At 70.2% G+C, this 17188-nt stretch carries 16 protein-coding genes and 1 pseudogene; 10 read left to right on the top strand and 7 right to left on the bottom strand.

Annotation, left to right across the window (positions count from 1 at the left end):
* Positions 1-717: pseudogene (locus ACFU8W_RS06885) on the top strand (hypothetical protein); the annotation flags it as partial.
* 280 nt (positions 718-997) lie between these two features.
* Here the strand turns inward: ACFU8W_RS06885 and ACFU8W_RS06880 are convergent.
* On the bottom strand, positions 998-1417 hold the full coding sequence (locus ACFU8W_RS06880) for a hypothetical protein (protein ID WP_384032855.1): 420 nt from the start codon (positions 1415-1417) through the stop codon (positions 998-1000).
* 147 nt (positions 1418-1564) lie between these two features.
* Here ACFU8W_RS06880 and ACFU8W_RS06875 point away from each other — a divergent pair, with 147 nt between their 5' ends.
* Positions 1565-1915: a carboxymuconolactone decarboxylase family protein gene (locus ACFU8W_RS06875; RefSeq protein ID WP_384032853.1), complete on the top strand. Its 351-nt coding sequence runs from the start codon at positions 1565-1567 to the stop codon at positions 1913-1915.
* Between the two features lie 165 nt (positions 1916-2080).
* Positions 2081-2698 carry a DUF308 domain-containing protein gene (locus ACFU8W_RS06870; protein ID WP_345512549.1) on the top strand — a complete coding sequence of 206 codons (618 nt, stop codon included), beginning with the start codon at positions 2081-2083 and terminating at the stop codon, positions 2696-2698.
* Between the two features lie 159 nt (positions 2699-2857).
* On the opposite strand, the gene ACFU8W_RS06865 is transcribed toward ACFU8W_RS06870, so the two are convergent.
* Positions 2858-4102 (bottom strand): serine/threonine-protein kinase, encoded by a 1245-nt coding sequence (locus ACFU8W_RS06865; RefSeq protein ID WP_384032851.1) that lies wholly within the window; start codon positions 4100-4102, stop codon positions 2858-2860.
* A 302-nt stretch (positions 4103-4404) separates the two neighbouring features.
* Between ACFU8W_RS06865 and ACFU8W_RS06860 the strand changes: the two genes are divergently transcribed.
* The 5 genes from ACFU8W_RS06860 (at position 4405) to ACFU8W_RS06840 (ending at position 10479) form a co-directional block, all read left to right on the top strand.
* Complete coding sequence (locus ACFU8W_RS06860; protein ID WP_384032850.1) at positions 4405-6351, top strand: YncE family protein; 1947 nt, start codon at positions 4405-4407, stop codon at positions 6349-6351.
* A gap of 210 nt (positions 6352-6561) precedes the next feature.
* Positions 6562-7143 carry a hypothetical protein gene (locus ACFU8W_RS06855; RefSeq protein ID WP_384032848.1) on the top strand — a complete coding sequence of 194 codons (582 nt, stop codon included), beginning with the start codon at positions 6562-6564 and terminating at the stop codon, positions 7141-7143.
* Positions 7144-7292: 149 nt separating this feature from the next.
* Positions 7293-8546 carry a peptidoglycan-binding protein gene (locus ACFU8W_RS06850; RefSeq protein ID WP_384032846.1) on the top strand — a complete coding sequence of 418 codons (1254 nt, stop codon included), beginning with the start codon at positions 7293-7295 and terminating at the stop codon, positions 8544-8546.
* A gap of 14 nt (positions 8547-8560) precedes the next feature.
* Entirely contained in the window at positions 8561-9271 is a 711-nt protein-coding gene (locus tag ACFU8W_RS06845) for an ABC transporter ATP-binding protein (protein WP_345512728.1), read from the top strand.
* Positions 9268-10479 (top strand): ABC transporter permease, encoded by a 1212-nt coding sequence (locus ACFU8W_RS06840; RefSeq protein ID WP_384032844.1) that lies wholly within the window; start codon positions 9268-9270, stop codon positions 10477-10479. The genes ACFU8W_RS06845 and ACFU8W_RS06840 overlap by 4 nt, the downstream gene beginning before the upstream one ends.
* Positions 10480-10508: 29 nt before the next feature.
* Here the strand turns inward: ACFU8W_RS06840 and ACFU8W_RS06835 are convergent, their stop codons facing one another.
* Together ACFU8W_RS06835 and ACFU8W_RS06830 are read right to left on the bottom strand one after the other, a co-directional pair.
* Entirely contained in the window at positions 10509-12140 is a 1632-nt protein-coding gene (locus ACFU8W_RS06835; protein WP_384032842.1) for a sensor histidine kinase, read from the bottom strand.
* Complete coding sequence (locus tag ACFU8W_RS06830; RefSeq protein ID WP_384032840.1) at positions 12137-12838, bottom strand: response regulator transcription factor; 702 nt, start codon at positions 12836-12838, stop codon at positions 12137-12139. The genes ACFU8W_RS06835 and ACFU8W_RS06830 overlap by 4 nt, the downstream gene beginning before the upstream one ends.
* A 481-nt stretch (positions 12839-13319) precedes the next feature.
* Between ACFU8W_RS06830 and ACFU8W_RS06825 the strand changes: the two genes are divergently transcribed.
* Positions 13320-13676 carry an SH3 domain-containing protein gene (locus tag ACFU8W_RS06825; protein ID WP_384032838.1) on the top strand — a complete coding sequence of 119 codons (357 nt, stop codon included), beginning with the start codon at positions 13320-13322 and terminating at the stop codon, positions 13674-13676.
* Positions 13677-14136: 460 nt separating this feature from the next.
* Here ACFU8W_RS06825 and ACFU8W_RS06820 read toward each other — a convergent pair whose 3' ends face one another.
* The gene (locus tag ACFU8W_RS06820; protein ID WP_384032836.1) at positions 14137-14730 is read right to left on the bottom strand and encodes a hypothetical protein; all 594 of its coding nucleotides are present in this window, start codon (positions 14728-14730) and stop codon (positions 14137-14139) included.
* Between the two features lie 28 nt (positions 14731-14758).
* Positions 14759-15685, bottom strand: coding sequence for an SMP-30/gluconolactonase/LRE family protein (locus tag ACFU8W_RS06815; RefSeq protein WP_384032834.1), 927 nt, complete (start codon positions 15683-15685; stop codon positions 14759-14761).
* An 85-nt stretch (positions 15686-15770) separates the two neighbouring features.
* On the opposite strand from ACFU8W_RS06815, the gene ACFU8W_RS06810 reads away from it, so the two are divergent.
* The gene (locus ACFU8W_RS06810; RefSeq protein ID WP_384033037.1) at positions 15771-16229 is read left to right on the top strand and encodes an Lrp/AsnC family transcriptional regulator; all 459 of its coding nucleotides are present in this window, start codon (positions 15771-15773) and stop codon (positions 16227-16229) included.
* A gap of 192 nt (positions 16230-16421) precedes the next feature.
* On the opposite strand, the gene ACFU8W_RS06805 is transcribed toward ACFU8W_RS06810, so the two are convergent.
* Positions 16422-16934 (bottom strand): discoidin domain-containing protein, encoded by a 513-nt coding sequence (locus tag ACFU8W_RS06805; protein ID WP_345512559.1) that lies wholly within the window; start codon positions 16932-16934, stop codon positions 16422-16424.
* Between the last annotated feature and the right edge of the window lie 254 nt (positions 16935-17188).

The raw sequence follows: 17188 nt of genomic DNA, 5'->3' as shown, positions 1-17188 counted from the left end.
ACCTACCAGTGGAGGCTCGACGGCGTCGCCATCCCGGGCGCCACCGCCTCCTCGTACGTCCCGACCGCCTCCCAGCTCGGCAAGAAGCTGTCGGTCGCCGTCACCGCGCACCTCACCAGGGCCCCGTCCCGCACCGCGACCTCGGCGACCACCACGGTCGCCCTGGGCGTCGCGCCGAAGGCCACGACACCGCCGACGCTCGGCGCGACCCCCCGGGTCGGCACCCGGGTGTACGCCAAGGCCGGCGTCTGGACGCCGACGCCGACGTCGTACACCTACCAGTGGAGGCTCGACGGCGTCGCCATCCCGGGCGCCACCGCCTCCTCGTACGTCCCGACCGCCTCCCAGCTCGGCAAGAAGCTGTCGGTCACGGTGAAGGCCAACCGCACCGGCCATGCGAGCGGCGCGGCCGGGACGACGGCGATCGCCGTGGCCCGTGGTGTCGCCCCGAAGGCGACCACACTGCCGTCGGTCTCCGGCACGGCGAAGGTGGGCCGCACGCTCACCGCGAACCGCGGCACGTGGACGCCCACGCCGACGTCGTACCGCTATCAGTGGTACGCCAACGGCAAGGCCGTCACGGGCGCGACGAAGTCCACGTTCGTCCTCACCCGGGCACAGCGCAGTCTGCGGATCACCGTCAGGGTGACCGCCCTCCGCACGGGCCACTCCAGCGGCTACGCGTACAGCAAAGCGACGGCCGTGGTCGTCGCCTGACGCACGGGCGATGAGCGCGACCAGGGCCCCGGGCACGGGCAATCGTGCCCGGGGCCTTTCCCGTTCCCGTGTTCATCCAAGAGGAGCTCACACAATGGGAGTCCGATCAGCTCGCGGCGTCTGGTGCGTGCGATCGCAAGGCGCTGGAAGGTCCTCGGACGGGGTCTCCCCTGCTCGAACGAAGCCGAGAGCTTGGGGAAGGAGCTACTAGGGCATTTCGGCAACGCAGCGAGCGTGCGTGCCAGGCGTCGCGAGCCGGGCGCCCATTTTGTGAGCTCCTCTAAGTGACGACGGAGCCGTCCGCCGACTGGAAGAGGTCTTCACGCCGTACAGAGGCTGCGGGGCGTGCGGAGCCGCCGCGAAGCCCGGCGGAGCGTGCGCACACGCCGACATGCGCGCGGTCCGGGGGGATGTCGATGAGGCCGAGCGTGGCCGCGTACTCGAAGATCACCGCCAGGGTGTACCGACCCTGGAGGAGGGACCAGCCGCACGGCTTGCCGTCCCGCCCGAAGCCGATGACAGGCCGGTCGCCAGGCTTGGCACCCAGGTGCACTGCGGCGTCGGCGAAGCCGCCCGCGCCCGGGTCCGACTCCTGGCCGAGGGGGTCGGCCGCCGCCCAGTCCGGGGCACGTTCCGGAGGCCTGCGAGGGATGGATTCCCGGCCTTCTCGGCGCCGCTGCTGGGCCCATCCCTCCGTCACGAATATCCCCGAAGTCCACTGTGACCCGTTTACGAGCACAGTGTGGAGGAATCAGGTGGATAGGACTATTCAGCCGCCGTGGCCTCACCGTGCACAGCTTCACCTGCGGCCCCTGCGGTTCCCCTCAAGCGAGAAAGGATGCAGGTCATGGCAACAACACAAGCACCCGAGCGCACCCTGGACGCCCTCGCGCATGGCGAGCACCCCGTCTTCGAGCAGCTCGCACAGATGACCATCGAGACGCTGCCCAACTCCGGCCTGGACGAACGCACCTACCACCTCGTGCGGCTGGCTGCGCTCATCTCCATGGACGCGGCCCCGGCCTCGTACCTGGCCAATCTCAGTGTGGCGAAGGATGCCGGCCTGACCGCCGAGGACGCCAAGGCCGTCTGCGTGGCGATCGCACCGATCGTCGGCAGTGCGCGGGTGGTCGACGCGGCAGGCAGCGTTCTGCGCGCTCTCGGCTTCGCCACGGGCATCGATGAGCAGGGGGCATGACCAGCACCGGCGGACGATCGGCCACACCGAGGAGGAGTTCCGGCGCGCCGGGGCGCAGATCCTGCGCTGAGTCCCCCTGCATCAGGGAGCAGATGAACCACCCTGACTCCCGGCCCGGGTGACGGGCACGCGTCCCGCGCGACGGGCAGTACGGCGGGAAGCATCATGAACGCACCATCCAATTCCGCGACGCCTCATGGGCCGGCCGACCCCAATGACGCGCTGGCCGATCTGGGCGGCTCATGGACGTGGACACTCGGGATCGCACTGGTGACCCTGGCGGCAGGGATCGTCGTGCTCGTCTGGCCGGACGAGACACTGCACGCCCTGGCGGTCGTACTCGGCCTCTACCTGCTCATCTCGGGTGCCTTGCGCTTCGTCGCGGCCTTCTCCCGGGACAGCGAGGGCAGCAGGACGGCGATGCGGGCGCTGGTTGCCGTACTGGCCATCCTGGCGGGCGTCCTGTGCCTGCGACACCCACTGCAGACCACCGCGCTGCTGTCGCTCATCCTCGGCGCCTACTGGCTGGTGTCGGGCCTGCTTGTGGCCTTCCTTGCCGGCTGGGGACGCGACATGCCGCATCGGGGGCTGGCCTTCGCCCTGGCCGCCCTCGGGATCGTGGCCGGCATCGTCGTGCTCGCGTATCCCGTGGAATCCGCGGTCGCGCTGGCCAGGCTGCTGGGGTTGTGGCTCGTCCTGCTGGGCCTGGGCGAAGTGACGATGGCGTTCACACGGCGATCCGCGGCCAGGCGTCCCGCGCCCAGCGCCCGGCTGTCGACGTAGCGAAGGAGTGCACAGGGCGCGAAGGAGTACACCGGGTCCCAACGTATGGCAGCGGGCCGACCCGATCGCCGACCGGGCCCGACGCGGCAGCCGGGGCGGCCCCCTCGCCCCCGTATCCCTGCTGATGCGGGGGCGACAGCCGTCAGCCCTTGGAGGAGCTCAGTCGTCGTCCTCCCCATGACCATGCTTCCGCTTTCCGTGCCCCTCCTCCTGCTCGTCGCCCCCGGTGTCGGCGGGGGATGCGGACGGGGTGAACTCGGGGGACGTCGTGGCAGGGGCGGTGGTGGAAGTGTCCTCTGAGGGGGAAGTCGTGGCGCCTGGGGGTTGGGACTGTCTCCCGTCGGAGGAGAACAGCCCCATGCCGAGCAGTGTGGAGGCAACGAAGACACCGAGTCCGGCGATCGCGACAGTCAGCATCCGGTGCCGCCGCATGAGCGCCCGCACGCGTACGGGCATCGATCGGACCTGAAGCGCCGCGGGCCGCTGCCCCTGCGGGGCCCGGTGTCGTCGGTCCGCGGTGATCGGCTGATGCGTGGTGCGGGGCAGCGCGTACCCCGTGGCCGTACCCGCCTCACGGGAGGTGGGCATCGGGTACGCGCTCTCGCGCCAGGCCGGATCGGTGAACCAGTCGGCGACATCCCGTGCGCTGGGGCGGTCCTCAGGCTGCTTGGCCAGCATCCGGAGCAGCTGCTCCTCGAACGCGCCGGGCAGCTCCGGGCGTCGCAGCGAGGGAGGCGGCGGTGGAGCGGTGACGTGCAGGTGGAGCAGGGCCGCCGCGTTGTCCGCCCGGAAAGGCTGTTCACCCACCAGCAGTTGATAGAGGACGCAGCCGAGAGCGTAGACGTCGGAGGCGGGTCCGGCCGGCCGGCCGAGCGCTCGCTCGGGGGCGAGGTAGAGGCTGGTGCCCACGATCTGACCGGCGCCGGTGAGGGCGGTCGATGCCTCGTCGACGAACCGGGCGATCCCGAAATCACCGATCTTGACCGTCCCACCGGCATCCTGCATCAGGTTGCCGGGTTTGATGTCGCGGTGGATCACACCCTGCCGGTGGGCCGCGGCCAGGCCGGCCGCTATCTGACCGGCGACGCCGGCGACCCGTTGCGGACTGAACGCCCCGGTCGCCGCCAGAACCTGGGCCAGGCTCTCCCCGTCGACCAGTTCCATGACGAGGTACAGACGGTTGTTCCAGGAACCGAAGTCGAACACCGTGACAACGTTGGGATGGTTGAGCTTTGCGGCTGTCTGCGCCTCCAGGCGAAAGCGTGCGGTCGCCTGCTCGTCGGCTCCGCCGTCAAGCATCAACTTCACCGCTACCGGGCGGCCCAGCACGGCGTCCGTGGCCCGCCAGACCTCCCCCATCCCTCCACGGCCGATCTCTGCTTCCAACCGGTATCGATCCGCCACCAGCACTCGCAGACCACCCTCAGTTTCGTTCAGTCGTCCCGCAGCCGCCCGGACAGGCTCTCCCCGGCTCGGACCCGGGCCGGGCACCAGCGTAATGATCTTCGCAGGCCGCCCGGCTCCGTCGGGTGATCGCGCCGTCTTCGCGCGGGAAACTCCCCCCTCATTTGTCACTCTCATGCCATACGCTGCCCGATAGCAGCCGCGCCCCGCGCGTCACCGCACGTCCGCGGTCATGCCCGGGTGCTGCGCGGCGCTCTCAACTCCCGGTCATTCACCGGGTTTTCCTGTGGGGGTACAACACTGTGCGCACGCGCAGCATCTCGACCGCGACAGCGCTCGCGGTCCTCTTCAGCTCGGCGGTACTGAGCGTCACCGCGGCCGGATCCGCCTCGGCCGCCTCCGCAGCCGTCGCCTCGCCCGGTGGCATCGTCGCGGACGGCGCCCTCAAGCGGGTCTTCGTCGGCGACCGCTCGGCCGGGAAGATCCTGGCCGCCGACTACACCGGCGCCCTCGTCGACTCGGTGAGCGGCATCAGCGGGGTCTCCGGTCTGGCGGTGTCCGACGACGGCGCCACCCTGTATGCGGCCGCGGAGGGCAGCCACGAGATCGTGGCCCTCGACGCGGCCACCCTCGACGTCAAGGCCCGCTACGCCGTCGCCACCGACACGGGCCCGCGCCACGTCGCCTTCACCGGCGGCAAGGTCTGGTTCACCTACGGCGACCAGTGGGACGGCGACCTGGGCTCGGTCGACCCGGCGGTGGACCCGGCGAGCGGAACCGACGCGGTGACGCTCGGGCAGTTCCCGCAGCCGTACCCCGGCATCTGGGGCCCGGCGCTCCTCGACACCGACCCGTCCGCGCCCGGCCTGCTGGCCGTCGGCCAGACCGGCATTTCCACGGACTCGATGGCCGTCGTCGACGTCTCCGGCACCACGCCGCAGTTGACTGCCTGGTACTCCGGCGACTACACGCTGAACCAGGGCATCGGAGACATCGACCTCGTGCCCGGCGCCCCGGAGGTGCTGGTCAACGGTATGCAGCGGGACGCCTACGCGGACGGGAAGTTCACCGCCGCCGGCGCCTACCCCTCCGGACAGCGGGCCGACATCGCCGCCGACGGACTGGTCGCCCAGGTGGGCGGCACCAAGGTGGCCGTCTACCGGCCCGGCGCCACGCAGCCGCTCCGCACCTACACCACCGGCACGTACGGCACGGCCGACCTGACGTGGGCCCCGGACTCCTCACGGATCTTCGCGCTCGTGGGGACGAGCGGCGGCTACACCCTCAAGGCGCTCACCGATCCGACGCTGAACGTCCCGAGCCTGACGGTGAACGCACCGTCGACCGCCACGCGCGGCAAGCAGCTCACCGTGACCGGGAAGCTGTCGGCGACGGTGCCGCTGCCGAGCGGCGCCAAGCTGCAGGTCACCCGCACCGACCTGGAGAGCCCCAGCGGCAAGGCGCTGCCCGCCGTCGCGGTGAAGGCGGACGGCTCCTACACCTTCACGGACACCCCGCCGGCCGGCGGCACGGTCACGTACAAGGTCGCCTACGCGGGCGACGCCGGGCACACGGCGGTCAGCGCGTCCGACAAGGTCTCGGTTCCCCGTACGAAGCCGACGCTGACCCTGAACAAGAACGGCAATGTCTACAACTACGGCGCCGACGTCTCCTTCACCGCGCACCTCGGCTCGACGTACAAGAACCGCACGGTCGAGATCTGGGCGAACCCCTTCGGCAGCGACAAGCCCAACAAGCTGCTGAAGACCGGGACGGTCAACTCCAGCGGCAACATCTCCGCGACGGTGGACATGACGCGGGACACGGATGTCACCGCGGTCTTCAAGGGGGACGCCCGCACCGCGCCCAGGACGGTGAAGTCCACGGCGTACGCCAGGGTCAAGGTGTCCACCGCCGTCTCCAAGCACTACAAGACGGCCAAGATCGGCTCGACGTCGTACTACTGGTTCCACAAGAGCACCGACCCTCTGCTCACGACGACCATGACCTACTACAAGGGGCGTAAGCAGCGCTTCGACCTGCAGGTCTACTCGGGCGGAAAGTGGTACTCCGCCGACTCGGAGTACTTCCCGATCGGCACGAACGGGAAGTCGGTCGTCTCCCTGGAGGCGCCGGGGCAGTCCGGCATCAGGGCGCGGATGCGGTCGGTGTACGTCAACGGGTCGTCCGGCGACACCGTGAACACGACGACGTACGGGTCCTGGAAGTACCTGTACTTCTCCAAGTAGGCGGTCACGTCCGGATCGATCACCTCGCGGACCGGACGCCTCATGCAGGGCCCCACCGCAGGCGGTGGGGCCCTGCGACGTTCACCGCAGCCCACGGGAAGGGTTCTTGATGGCTTCTTCATAGGTCCTTCATAGGAGCGGTCCTACATTCCTTGGCGTCCGGCCACAACGGGGGCCGGACGGCGACCCAAGTGTGAGGAACCCATGAGGATGAGTTCGCGTCGGCGGTTCGGGGGCCGGCTGGTGCTGGCCGGGATGGCGTCGGCGGTGGCGTTGGTGGTCACCGGCTGCGGAGGCGGCGGGAACGGGGGGGACGAGGTCGCGTCCGCGGAAGGCGGCGGGACCAGCGCCAAGGCGTCCACAAGCAGTTCGAGCGAGTTGGCCGAGTACGTCGAGGCACAGCGCAAGTGGGTCACGTGCCTGCGTGGCGAGGGGCTCGACGCTCCCGATCCTGATGCCAAGGGCAAAGTCGAACTCGGCGACCAGTCCAAGTGGAAGCGCGATCCGAAGGCCCTCAAGGCACAGGAGAAGTGCGCGGACCTCAGTGTGCCCGTCCCGGAGAGCGTCGAGAAGGCGCAGCAGCCCGAACTCACCAAGGAAGAGATCCGGAAGAACCAGCAGTACGCAAAGTGCATGCAGGAGCACGGCGCCCCCGACTTCCCCGACACCGGTGCGGACGGCCACTTCCGCGACGTCACATGGGATTCGACATCGGCAGGTGCCAAGCGGGCCACACGCGCCTGCGCCTCGATCATCGGCATCCCGGACAACGCGCCCACGCCCCAGGGCTGACGGGACGAGCAACCGTGGACGTCATGAGGGATGCGGGCCAGGGGCGCGCAGAAGGTGAAGACGGGGCGGACGACCGTGCCGACGGCAGGAGAACGGGGGGGCGCAGGCGTGGCCCGCTCCTCATAACGGCCGGTTTCTTTCTGGTCGCCGTGGTCAGCACGGTCGGAGCCCTGGGGCTCGGCGGAGGCGGTACGGACGACGACGGCGCGTCGCCGGGCAGAAGCAGCGAAGTGGTGCAGGTGACCCGGGACACGCTGACCGATCAGACCGAGGTCGATGGTCAACTCGGCCATGGCCCGGAGGTTCCGTTCCAGATCAAGGCGGAGGGCACGGTGACGTGGCTGCCGGCGACCGGCAGGACGGTGCGGCGCGGGGAGAAAGTGCTGCGGGTCGACGACCGCCCGGTGATCCTGCTCTACGGGAGCCTGCCCATGTACCGGGACTTGGGAGTGACGGAGGCAGCGCCCGAAGGCGAAGCCGCGACCGGTGGCAAGGGCGGCCAGGACGGCGGCACCGGGTCCGGCCGGGACAGCGGCAGCGACAGCGGTGCCACGGGCGGCGGCGCGGCAAACGCCGACAGCGCCGGGACGGTTCAAGGAGCCGGGACACCGCGGCAGTCGACGCCGCTGCACGGCATGGACGTCAAGCAGTTCGAGAGCAACCTCAGCGCCCTCGGCTACTCGGGCTTCACCGTGGACGAGTCGTACACCGTGCTGACGGCCAACGCGGTCAAGCGCTGGCAGAAGGACCTCGGCCTGCCCCAGACGGGCAGGGTCGATGCCGGCGACATCGTCTACGCGCCCGGCGCTGTGCGGATCGCGGGCACCAGCGCGTTGGTCGGAGCCGAAGCTTCCGGCAACCCGCTCACGTACACCACCACGTCGCGCATGGTCACCGTGAACGTGCCGGCCACGGACACGAATTGGGCTCAGCGGGGCAGCGAGGTCGCGGTGGATCTTCCGGACGGGCGTTCGGTCAAGGGCGAGATCGCGAGCGTGGGCAAGGACGCGTCGTCGTCCGGTGCCTCGGGCGGCGGGGACGCCGCAGGAGGGGGCGGCGCGGACGGTGGTGGCGACGGCTCGGCGGGCAAGACGGCCACCGTGTCCGTGGTGATCACCTTCGATGACCAGGACGCGCTGGGCAGCCTGGAGAGCGGCCCGGTCACAGTCCGCCATGTGGTCAAGGAGCGCAAGGGGGTGCTGACCGTTCCGGTCGCTGCCCTGGTGGCTCTGGCCGAGGGCGGCTACGGCCTGGAGCTCGCCGGAGGAAGTGAGAACGGTGGTGGCGGAGACAGCGGGCCCAGCCGCTTCGTGCCAGCGAAGACCGGTCTGTACGCGGGAGGCAAGGTCGAGGTGAGCGGCCCCCGGGTCCACGAAGGCATGAAGGTGAGGATCCCCAAGTGATCTCGCCTCCCGGCATGCCCGATACCCCCGTCGTCGAGTTCACCGCCGTGTCCAAGACCTACCCCGGCCGTGTCGCAGCGGTCAGCGGGGTGGACCTGGCCATCCCGTACGGAGAGCTGGCCTGTGTCGTCGGCCCTTCCGGGTCGGGCAAGTCGACGATGCTGCATCTGATGGGCACCCTGGACAGGCCGTCCAGCGGCCGGATCGCCATAGACGGTCACGAGATCGCCGAGCTGTCCGACCGTGAGGTCTCCGCGCTCCGTGCACAGCGGATCGGCTTTGTCTTCCAGCAGTTCCACCTGGCCGTGGGGGTACCGGTGCTGGACACGGTCGCCGACGGCCTGCTGTACGCGGGCGTGCCCCTGCGGGAACGCCGGCGCAGGGCCGCACGGGCACTGGCCCGGGTCGGGCTCGACCACCGGCTCGACCACCTCCCCCACCAGCTCTCCGGAGGCGAACGGCAACGGGCCGCGGTCGCCCGCGCGGTGATCGGTGAACCGGCCCTGCTGCTCGCCGACGAGCCCACCGGCAACCTCGACTCGGCCTCCGGCGCGGCGGTCCTGGAGCTGCTGCGGGAGTTGCATGCGGCCGGCACCACGGTGGTGGTCATCACGCACGACCGGGAGATGGCCGAGGCGTTCGACCGGAAGGTGGAAATGCGCGACGGCCGGATCGTGGCCGACAGCGGTCTTCCCCCGGTGGTCGGCACGGGAGTTCTGACATGAGCCGCAGGCGCCGGGCAGCCGTGCTGCGCCCCGCCCGGCTGCGCCCAGCCGACATCGTCCGGCTCGGCGGGACCGGGCTGCGGACCCGGCCGCTGCGTGTGTTCCTGTCCGCGCTGGGCATCGCGATCGGTGTGGCGGCGATGGTCGCCGTCGTCGGCATTTCCAGCTCCAGCCGCGCCGAGGTCGACCGCAAGCTCGACCAGTTGGGCACCAACATGCTGCGCGTCGCCCCGGGCCAGACCCCCGAGGGCGAAACGACCCGCCTTCCCAAGGAAGCGGTGCCCATGATCGGGCGTATCGGCCCGGTACAGCAGGTGGCGGCGACCGGCACGGTCAAGGGCGCCGCGGTCTACCGCAACGAGCATGTGCCGGTCGGGCGGACCAGCAGTGTCGAGGTCGCGGCAGCCGGGTCGCAGCTGCTGCCGGCGATCGGCGGAAAGGTGCGTACCGGCCGGTGGCTCGAGTCGGCGACCGAGGAGTATCCGGCCGTGGTGCTCGGCGCTCAGGCGGCCCGGCGACTCGACGTCTATACGCCGGGGACGCGGCTGTGGCTGGGCGGAAAGTGGTTCTCCCTGGTCGGAGTGCTCGAACCGATGCCGCTGGCGCCGGAGGTCGACAGCTCGGCACTGGTCGGCTGGAAGGCCGCAGAGACGTATCTGGGCTTCGACGGCCACCCGTCGACCGTCTACGTGCGCGCTCGGGACGACCAGGTGGCGGCGGTGCGGGGTGTGCTCGCGGCGACGGCGAACCCCGAGAAGCCGAGTGGCGTGCTGGTCTCCCGGCCCTCCGACGCGCTGGCCGCACGGGAGGCCACGGAGTCGGCGCTGACCGGACTGCTGCTCGGACTCGGCGGGGTCGCGCTCCTGGTGGGCGGGGTCGGCGTCGGCAACACCATGGTCATCTCAGTGCTCGAACGCCGCCCGGAGATCGGCCTGCGCAGGGCGCTCGGCGCCACCAGCGGTCAGATCCGCGGCCAGTTCGTCTCCGAATCGCTGCTGTTGTCCGCACTGGGCGGGCTCGGCGGTACGGTCCTCGGCACAGTCATCACCGCCGGGTACGCGTACGTACGGCAATGGCCGACCGAGGTACCGGTGTGGGCGGCGGCAGCCGGGATCGCCGTCACACTGCTGATCGGGGCGATCGCCGGGCTCTACCCGGCGGTGCGGGCCGGGCGCCTGGCGCCCACACAGGCGCTCGCGGGGTCCTGACCGGTCCGCAGCGCCCCTGGCCGGACAGGTCAGTGCGCGTCTGCCGGAGCCGTGGAGAGCACGACGGTGAAGGTCGTCCCGACACCCACCGTGCTCTCCACGTCGATCGTCCCCCGGTGATCGGTCACGATCTGCCGGGCGATGGAGAGCCCCAGGCCGCTGCCGCCGGTGGCGCGGCCCCGGGCCGCATCCGCCCGCCAGAACCGGTCGAAGAGATGGGGCAGATGCTCAGCCGGTATCCCCTTGCCGGTGTCCCGCACCTGAAGGACCGCCGAGTCGCCGTGCCGGACCACAGCCAGCGTCACGGTGCCACCCGGCGCCGTGGCCCGTAGCGCGTTGCCGACGAGATTGCCGACGACCTGACGCAGCCGGTCCGTGTCGGCGTCCACGAACACCTGCTGCGGCGCCTCCAGCTCCAGGACCACACCGGCTGTTTCGGCCTGGGCCCGATGGGCCGTACGACAGGTCTCCAGGACGTCGCGCAGATCGACAACAGCGTGGTGGTAGGTGAGCGCGCCGGCCTCGGCGAGCGCCAGGTCCTGCAGATCGTCCACGATCCGCTGCTGCAGCATCGCCTCCTCGTGGAGGGAGTCGAGCAGTTCGGGGGTCGGCTCGACGAACCCGTCCTGCAGCGCTTCCAGATAGCCACGCAGATTGGCCAGCGGGGTACGCAGCTCGTGTGCGATGTCGCCGGTGAGGCGGCGCTGACGCTCCTCGCCTGCCTGGACGGAGTCGGCCATCCTGTTGAAGGCACGCCCGAGTTCGGCGATCTCGTCCCGGCCGGAGACGGGAACCCGCCGCTCCAGATCTCCTTCCCCCAACCCCCGGGCGGCCAGGGTCAGGGCACGTATCGGGCGCAGCACGGCCCTGCTCAGGAGCAGCCCGCCGAGGATGACGGCAAGGCCGACGCCCACCGCGACGACCACCGTGGGCGCGGCGGCCAAGGTGGGCGGCGACTCGTCCCGTACGCCGAGGCGGACCTGAAGGCGCGACGGCGCGACGGCGACGGTCCGCTCGTCGAAAACGCGCTGCAGACACGCGGCGAGACGCTGCTCGGACACGCACCGGGAGGCGGCGTCGTGATCCTGGGCGGCACGCGGATCCACGTCCGCTGTCGGCTCCTTGCACTGGGGTGACCGACGGTCCGTGCTGATGATCCGGGGGATGCCGATGCTGTTCGACCGGGCCGTCACCTTGACGCCCGCCCGGGTCAGACAGGCCTGGTACGTCGCCACGGCACGGTACTCACCGATCGCGGCCACGGTGAGCTTGACCGAGGCCAGCGGCACCTTCCCCTTGGGCAACCGCAGCGCGGGGCGCGGGTCGACCAGGACCGGGGGCCGACTGCTCACCGCGCGGGGCTCGCGGCCGGCGAGGGCGTCGGAATCGGCCAGCAGTACGTCGGACTCCGTGGTGACCCGGATGCGCTGCCCGGTGCCCCTCTCCAGCTCACCCACCGTCGGCGCGACACCGTCCCAGGTGCCGTGCTCGAATCCGTACGCATGGAGCTCCTCGGTGATCCGGGACACCTCCTGCCGCCCCGCACGATCGGACTCGCGTACCTGACTGGTTATCTGACGCAGGGTCAGCCATGCCGTGGCCGCAGTGGCCGCCATGGCGACCAGCATCAGCAGGCCGAGGACCCGAAGCCGGAAACTCACCGCACCTCACCGGCCCCGTTCGACAGCCGGTAGCCCCGCCCGTAGACGGTCTCCACATACCGCGCGCCGGCACGGCCCTTCTCCAGCTTCCGCCGCAGATTCATCACATGGGCATCGACCGTGCGCTCCAGGACGTTCTGGTCGAACCCGAAGACCCGGTCGATGATCTGCGCCCTGGTGAACGCCCGCCCCGGCTCCCCCGCGAGCACGGTCAGGATCGCGAACTCCTTGCCGGTCAGCACCACCGGCTCCCCCGCCACGCGAACTTCGAAGCGGGAGGTGTCGACCTCCAGGTCCCCGACCGTGAGCACAGCGGACTCCGTGCGCCCGGCCGCCTTCGCCCTCCGCAGCAGAGCCCTGACCCGCGCGGTCAACTCCCGTGGGCTGTACGGCTTGGTCATGTAGTCGTCGGCCCCGAGGTCGAGGCCGAGGAGCATGTCCTCCTCCGTGGCGCGCGCGGTGAGCAGCAGGATGGGCACCTGGGACTCGGCGCGCAGGATGCGGCATACGTCGAGACCGTCGACGTTCGGCATCATCACGTCGAGCACGATGAGGTCGGGCCGGGAGGATCGGGCCCGGTCGACCGCCGAACGGCCGTCGGCGACGATCTGGACCTCGTTCCCCTCCCGCTCCAGGTAGATCCGTATCAGTCGCGCCTGTTTCACGTCATCCTCGGCGACCAGAATGCGAGCGCTCAACGAGACTCCTCCGGCTGGAATTCCACAGAGTACTTGGGTAATCGGCGGGGCGAATGAGTCGTGCTCAGGCCTCAATACGGAATGAAACCATCCACGGGCGGATCAGAAATGGCATGACCCATTCCGCACGAGGGCACGGTCCGAGGTCGAGCTTCGGCTCCACCCCACAGGCCGGATTCGGCCAGGGATTTCTCCCCTTCGAACGCCACCCCCACCGAACACGGAGGACGGGGAAGGTCGCGCACAAGGCCGCAAGTCGGCCTGGTTCGGCACCGCTCATGACCTATTTTCGCCCTGGTCATTTTCGGACTCGCTGAAATCAAATTTGGACATCTGCGATCGGAATCCTTTCTTCAGAATGCTCGGCTCGGAATCGTACTAGCGCCATCGCATCCCAAGTGATGCAGCGGCCACTGCTCCTCTTCCAGCACCACCTGTCACATGGGAGCAGGGAAAACAAAGGACAACCATGGGGGTTTCAATGAAGCGTCGAATCGCCGCCGTTCTGCCCGCGCTCGTGGCGGTGGCCGCGAGTATCCCGATCGCGCTCTCCACCACTCCGGCAGCGGCGTCCGCGGCCTGCGGCAAGACCGTCGCGGACAAGGACGGCAGCGCCTGGAACGCCACGGCCAACGGAGCCAACGAGCGCAGCGGCTCCAGCACCGGCTGTGCGATCAACGGCATCGCGTACTCCGGGCACAAGCTGGACTACCACTGCTACACGGTGGCCGGCGACTACACCTGGACGTACCTCAGGAACAACAGCACGGGTACCTACGGGTGGGTCCGTGACGACCTCCTGAGCGACTACGGAAGCTCCGTGTACTGCGGCTTCTGACCCTTTGGGGCCTGGGCACCCACCACCGGGAGCCAGGCTCCGAGTCAGGCGACATAGTGGCATGTCAGGGGCGGTCTCGCCGAGATCGCCCCTGACCGCTGCCACTCGCCACACACCTGATGCCCCATCACTTCGCCCTGGACAAGAGGCCGTTCGTCCCGCTTCACCTGCCGGCCCGCGGAACGGGACGTCGGTGGCCAACCGGCTGACCGTCAGCAACGGTTCGAACACCGTGCTGATGAACGGCACTTCCGTCGACTTCGGCACCACCGTACGAGAAGACCGGGTACGAGAAGTCCGAGAAGGACCTCACACCGAACGCGACCACGGACGACACCGAGCCGGCCATCTCGCGCGACGGGAGGACCATCGCCGTCCGCACCCCTGAGGGCATCTGCACCCTGCCGATCGACGGTTCCGCCGCCCCCACGCAGGTCCCGACCCGGACAGGTCCGCCGGCCTACCGCTGCTCCTCGGCCGGCCGGGCCAGCTCGGCGCGCAGCTCGTCGAGCTGCGCATCGGCCGTCTCGTGCGGCCGGAACTCGACCACGTCGAGGAAGCGGAACAGGACGTGAGTCCCGGTGACTGCGTATTCGTAGTCGGCGAACCCCACCACCGCGCCGATCCCGCCCCGGACGGCCCCCCGGAGGACATGCGCGGCCATGCCCTCCGGGGCGTCCGCCGACAGCCCCCGCCGCGCGTTCGGACGGGCCAGATAGGGGCAGACCATCGAGGCGTACAGCATGCACGCCCGGTGTCCGGGGCCCTCCATGGTCGGGGCGAGATTGCGGTACGGGCGGCCCGCGGCCAGTGCCGCGCCGATCGCCGCGGCCTCCGTGCCGCCCACCACCCGCCACACCGGGCCCCGAGGTATCAGGGTGCTGCAGACCGAGCACAGCCGCCCGTGCGCACAGTCCGCGCTCCGCCCGTAGTCGGTGAGGGCGAACCGGGGCTCGTCCCCTTCCCACGGGGTGATCGCGGGAACGGGATAGCCGCGGGTATCGCGGGGCCTGGCCCGGACGGCCGGCGGCATCGGGACGCTGTCGACATGCACGGGCCATGCCTACCAGCTGCGGCGGGTCTCAGCGCCTGATCCGGGGCGCCCCCGTCACCGCCACGACCGCCGAGTACAGGGACGTCGTGGCCGTGATGAAGAGCCGGTTGTTCTTGGGGCCGCCGAAGGCGATGTTGGAGACCGTCTCGGGAACCAGGATGCGGCCGATCAGGGAGCCGTCCGGGTCGTAGCAGTGGATGCCGTCGTCGCAGGCCGCCACCCAGAGGCGGCCCTCGTCGTCGAAGCGGATGTTGTCGAAGACGCCGTTGCCGGGCCGGCACTCGGCGAAGACCTTGCCGTCGGACAGGTCACCGCGCTCGTCGACGTCGAAGACCCGGACCTGGTTGAGCCGGGTGTCGGAGACGTACAACTGCCGTTCGTCGGGGGAGAGGACCAGCCCGTTCGGGCCGCGGAACCCGTCGGCGGCCAGGCGGACTTCGCCCGTGACCGGATCCACCCGGTACACGTTGCAGGAGCCGATCTCGCTCTGCGCGCGGTACCCCTCGTAGTCGCTGGTGATCCCGAAGTCGGGGTCGGAGAAGAAGACCGTGCCGTCGCTGCGGACGACCGCGTCGTTCGGGCTGTTGAGCAGCTTGCCCTCGAAACGGTCGGCGAGGACGGTGACCGAGCCGTCGTACTCGGTGCGGGTGACGCGGCGGTTCCCCTGCTCGCAGGTGATCAGCCGGCCCTGCGGATCCAGGGTGTTGCCATTGCTGTGTCCCGCGGGCGCACGGAAGACGCCGACGGTCCCGGTGACCTCGTCCCAGCGCAGCATCCGGTCATTGGGGATGTCGCTCCACACGACCTGGCGCCAGGCCGGCACGTAGAGCGGACCCTCGGCCCAACGGCAGTCGCCGTACAGCTTCTCCAGGCGCATGTCCCCGTTGGCGCACCGCCCGCTGCGGAACCGGCCGTCCAGAACCTCATAGATCCCGTTCACCACGTCACCGGACATGATTCCCCCTCACTCCCCTGAGACCGAACATCATTCAACGTATCACCGTAAGAGCCAGACAGAATATGGTGTGCGTATGAAGAACGTGGATGACATCGACCGTGAGCTGCTGACGCTGCTCCAGCAGGACGCCACCCGGTCCTATGCGGCTCTGGGCCGGGCCGTGGGCCTGTCGGCGGGCGCAGCCCACGAACGCGTGCGCAAGCTGCGCGAGCGCGGCGTCATCCGCCGCACCACCGTCGATGTCGACCCGGCGGCCGTGGGGTGCGGGGTGCTCGCCTTCGTGATGGTCGAGTCGACGGCCTGGATGGGCGAGTCGGCCGAGGCGTTCGCGGCCCTCCCCGAGATCCAGGAGGCACACGTCATCGCGGGCAGCGCGTCCGTCCTGGTCAAGGTGCGCACGGCGACGACCGAGCAGCTTCAGGACGTGCTGCGGCGGCTGTACGCGATCGAGGGCGTCAGCGGCACCCAGGCCACGGTGGTCCTGGAGACGTTCTTCGAGCGGCCGGTCACGGCAGCCGGGGCCGCGCCTGCCACATCCTGAACCCGGGACGGGACATCCTCGTGACAGGCGGATCCCCGTCGCCGACAGGCAGATCAGGCTGCGCCCCGAGAGGTCAGTGCCGGGCTACGGGGTCGGGGACGAGATCCGCCGGAAAGGCGTTCAAGCGCGAGTACGGTCTGGCGCCCGGGAACTACCGCCGCCTGGCCCGACGGCGTCCCCGGACGTGCGCCGTCAGGACCGGCGGCCGAAGAACTCGATCTCCGCGATGGCCAGGCGGCGGCCGTTCCCGGCTCCGTACACCTCGTCCGTCGTCAGCCGGGCTCTGACCGTCTCCGCACCCACCACGTCGAACGTCTGCGGGCCCGCCTGGTCCTTGAGCCTGATCCGCTTGCTGACCTTCCTGCCGTCGGCCGAGGTCAGCACCACCGTGATCTTCTCGGGGCGGGCCTGGGTGAGGAACTCGTCCGCCTTCGCCGACGTGCCGGGAAAGACGATCATCTTCATCACTCGTACCGGCTGGTCGAAGTCGCACTCCAGGTACTCGCCGACGCCCGCACCGACGTTCTTCGGTGCCCAGTAACGGTTGTTGAAGCCGTCGAACGCGGCACCGGCCGGGTGGCCGGGCGCCCTGCTGGAGCTGCGGAAGGCCGAGGGCGGCACCGATTCGGGACTGCCCGTCTCCTTCTTCGCGAAGCCCAGCAGCCCGGAGAGATGCGGCAGCCCGAACCAGACCAGGGCCGCCACCAGGATCAGCGTCAGCGGAAGCGCGAGACTCGGGCGCCGCCACAGTCTGCGGCGCGGCCGGGCCCCGGCGAGGGGCGCCCGGCGGGGGCGGCGGCGGAAGATCCGGCGCCACCACGGGGGCGGGAGCTCGGGGGCCGGTCCCGGGTCCAGGAGCAGGGCGCAGTGGATGCACAGGGTGCGGTCCGCCGCGTTCTCCGTACGGCAGTTGGGGCAGCGGACGGTCGCAACGGGCGGTGCCGGGGGCGGAGTGGTCG

The organism is Streptomyces sp. NPDC057565, from assembly GCF_042801455.1.
In the GTDB taxonomy this organism is placed as follows: Bacteria; Actinomycetota; Actinomycetes; order Streptomycetales; family Streptomycetaceae; genus Streptomyces; species Streptomyces yanii.
Note: the sequence above shows the minus strand (reverse complement) of the source record. Positions and strands in the feature narration are given on the sequence as shown.

Bases quoted from the DNA above. Each gene is read 5' to 3' on its own strand.
- ACFU8W_RS06875 (WP_384032853.1), top strand. From the start codon at position 1,565: ATGGCAACAACACAAGCACCCGAGCGCACCCTGGACGCCCTCGCGCAT.
- ACFU8W_RS06870 (WP_345512549.1), top strand. From the start codon at position 2,081: ATGAACGCACCATCCAATTCCGCGACGCCTCATGGGCCGGCCGACCCC.
- ACFU8W_RS06855 (WP_384032848.1), top strand. From the start codon at position 6,562: ATGAGTTCGCGTCGGCGGTTCGGGGGCCGGCTGGTGCTGGCCGGGATG.
- ACFU8W_RS06845 (WP_345512728.1), top strand. From the start codon at position 8,561: ATGCCCGATACCCCCGTCGTCGAGTTCACCGCCGTGTCCAAGACCTAC.
- ACFU8W_RS06840 (WP_384032844.1), top strand. From the start codon at position 9,268: ATGAGCCGCAGGCGCCGGGCAGCCGTGCTGCGCCCCGCCCGGCTGCGC.
- ACFU8W_RS06825 (WP_384032838.1), top strand. From the start codon at position 13,320: ATGAAGCGTCGAATCGCCGCCGTTCTGCCCGCGCTCGTGGCGGTGGCC.
- ACFU8W_RS06815 (WP_384032834.1), bottom strand. From the start codon at position 15,685: ATGTCCGGTGACGTGGTGAACGGGATCTATGAGGTTCTGGACGGCCGG.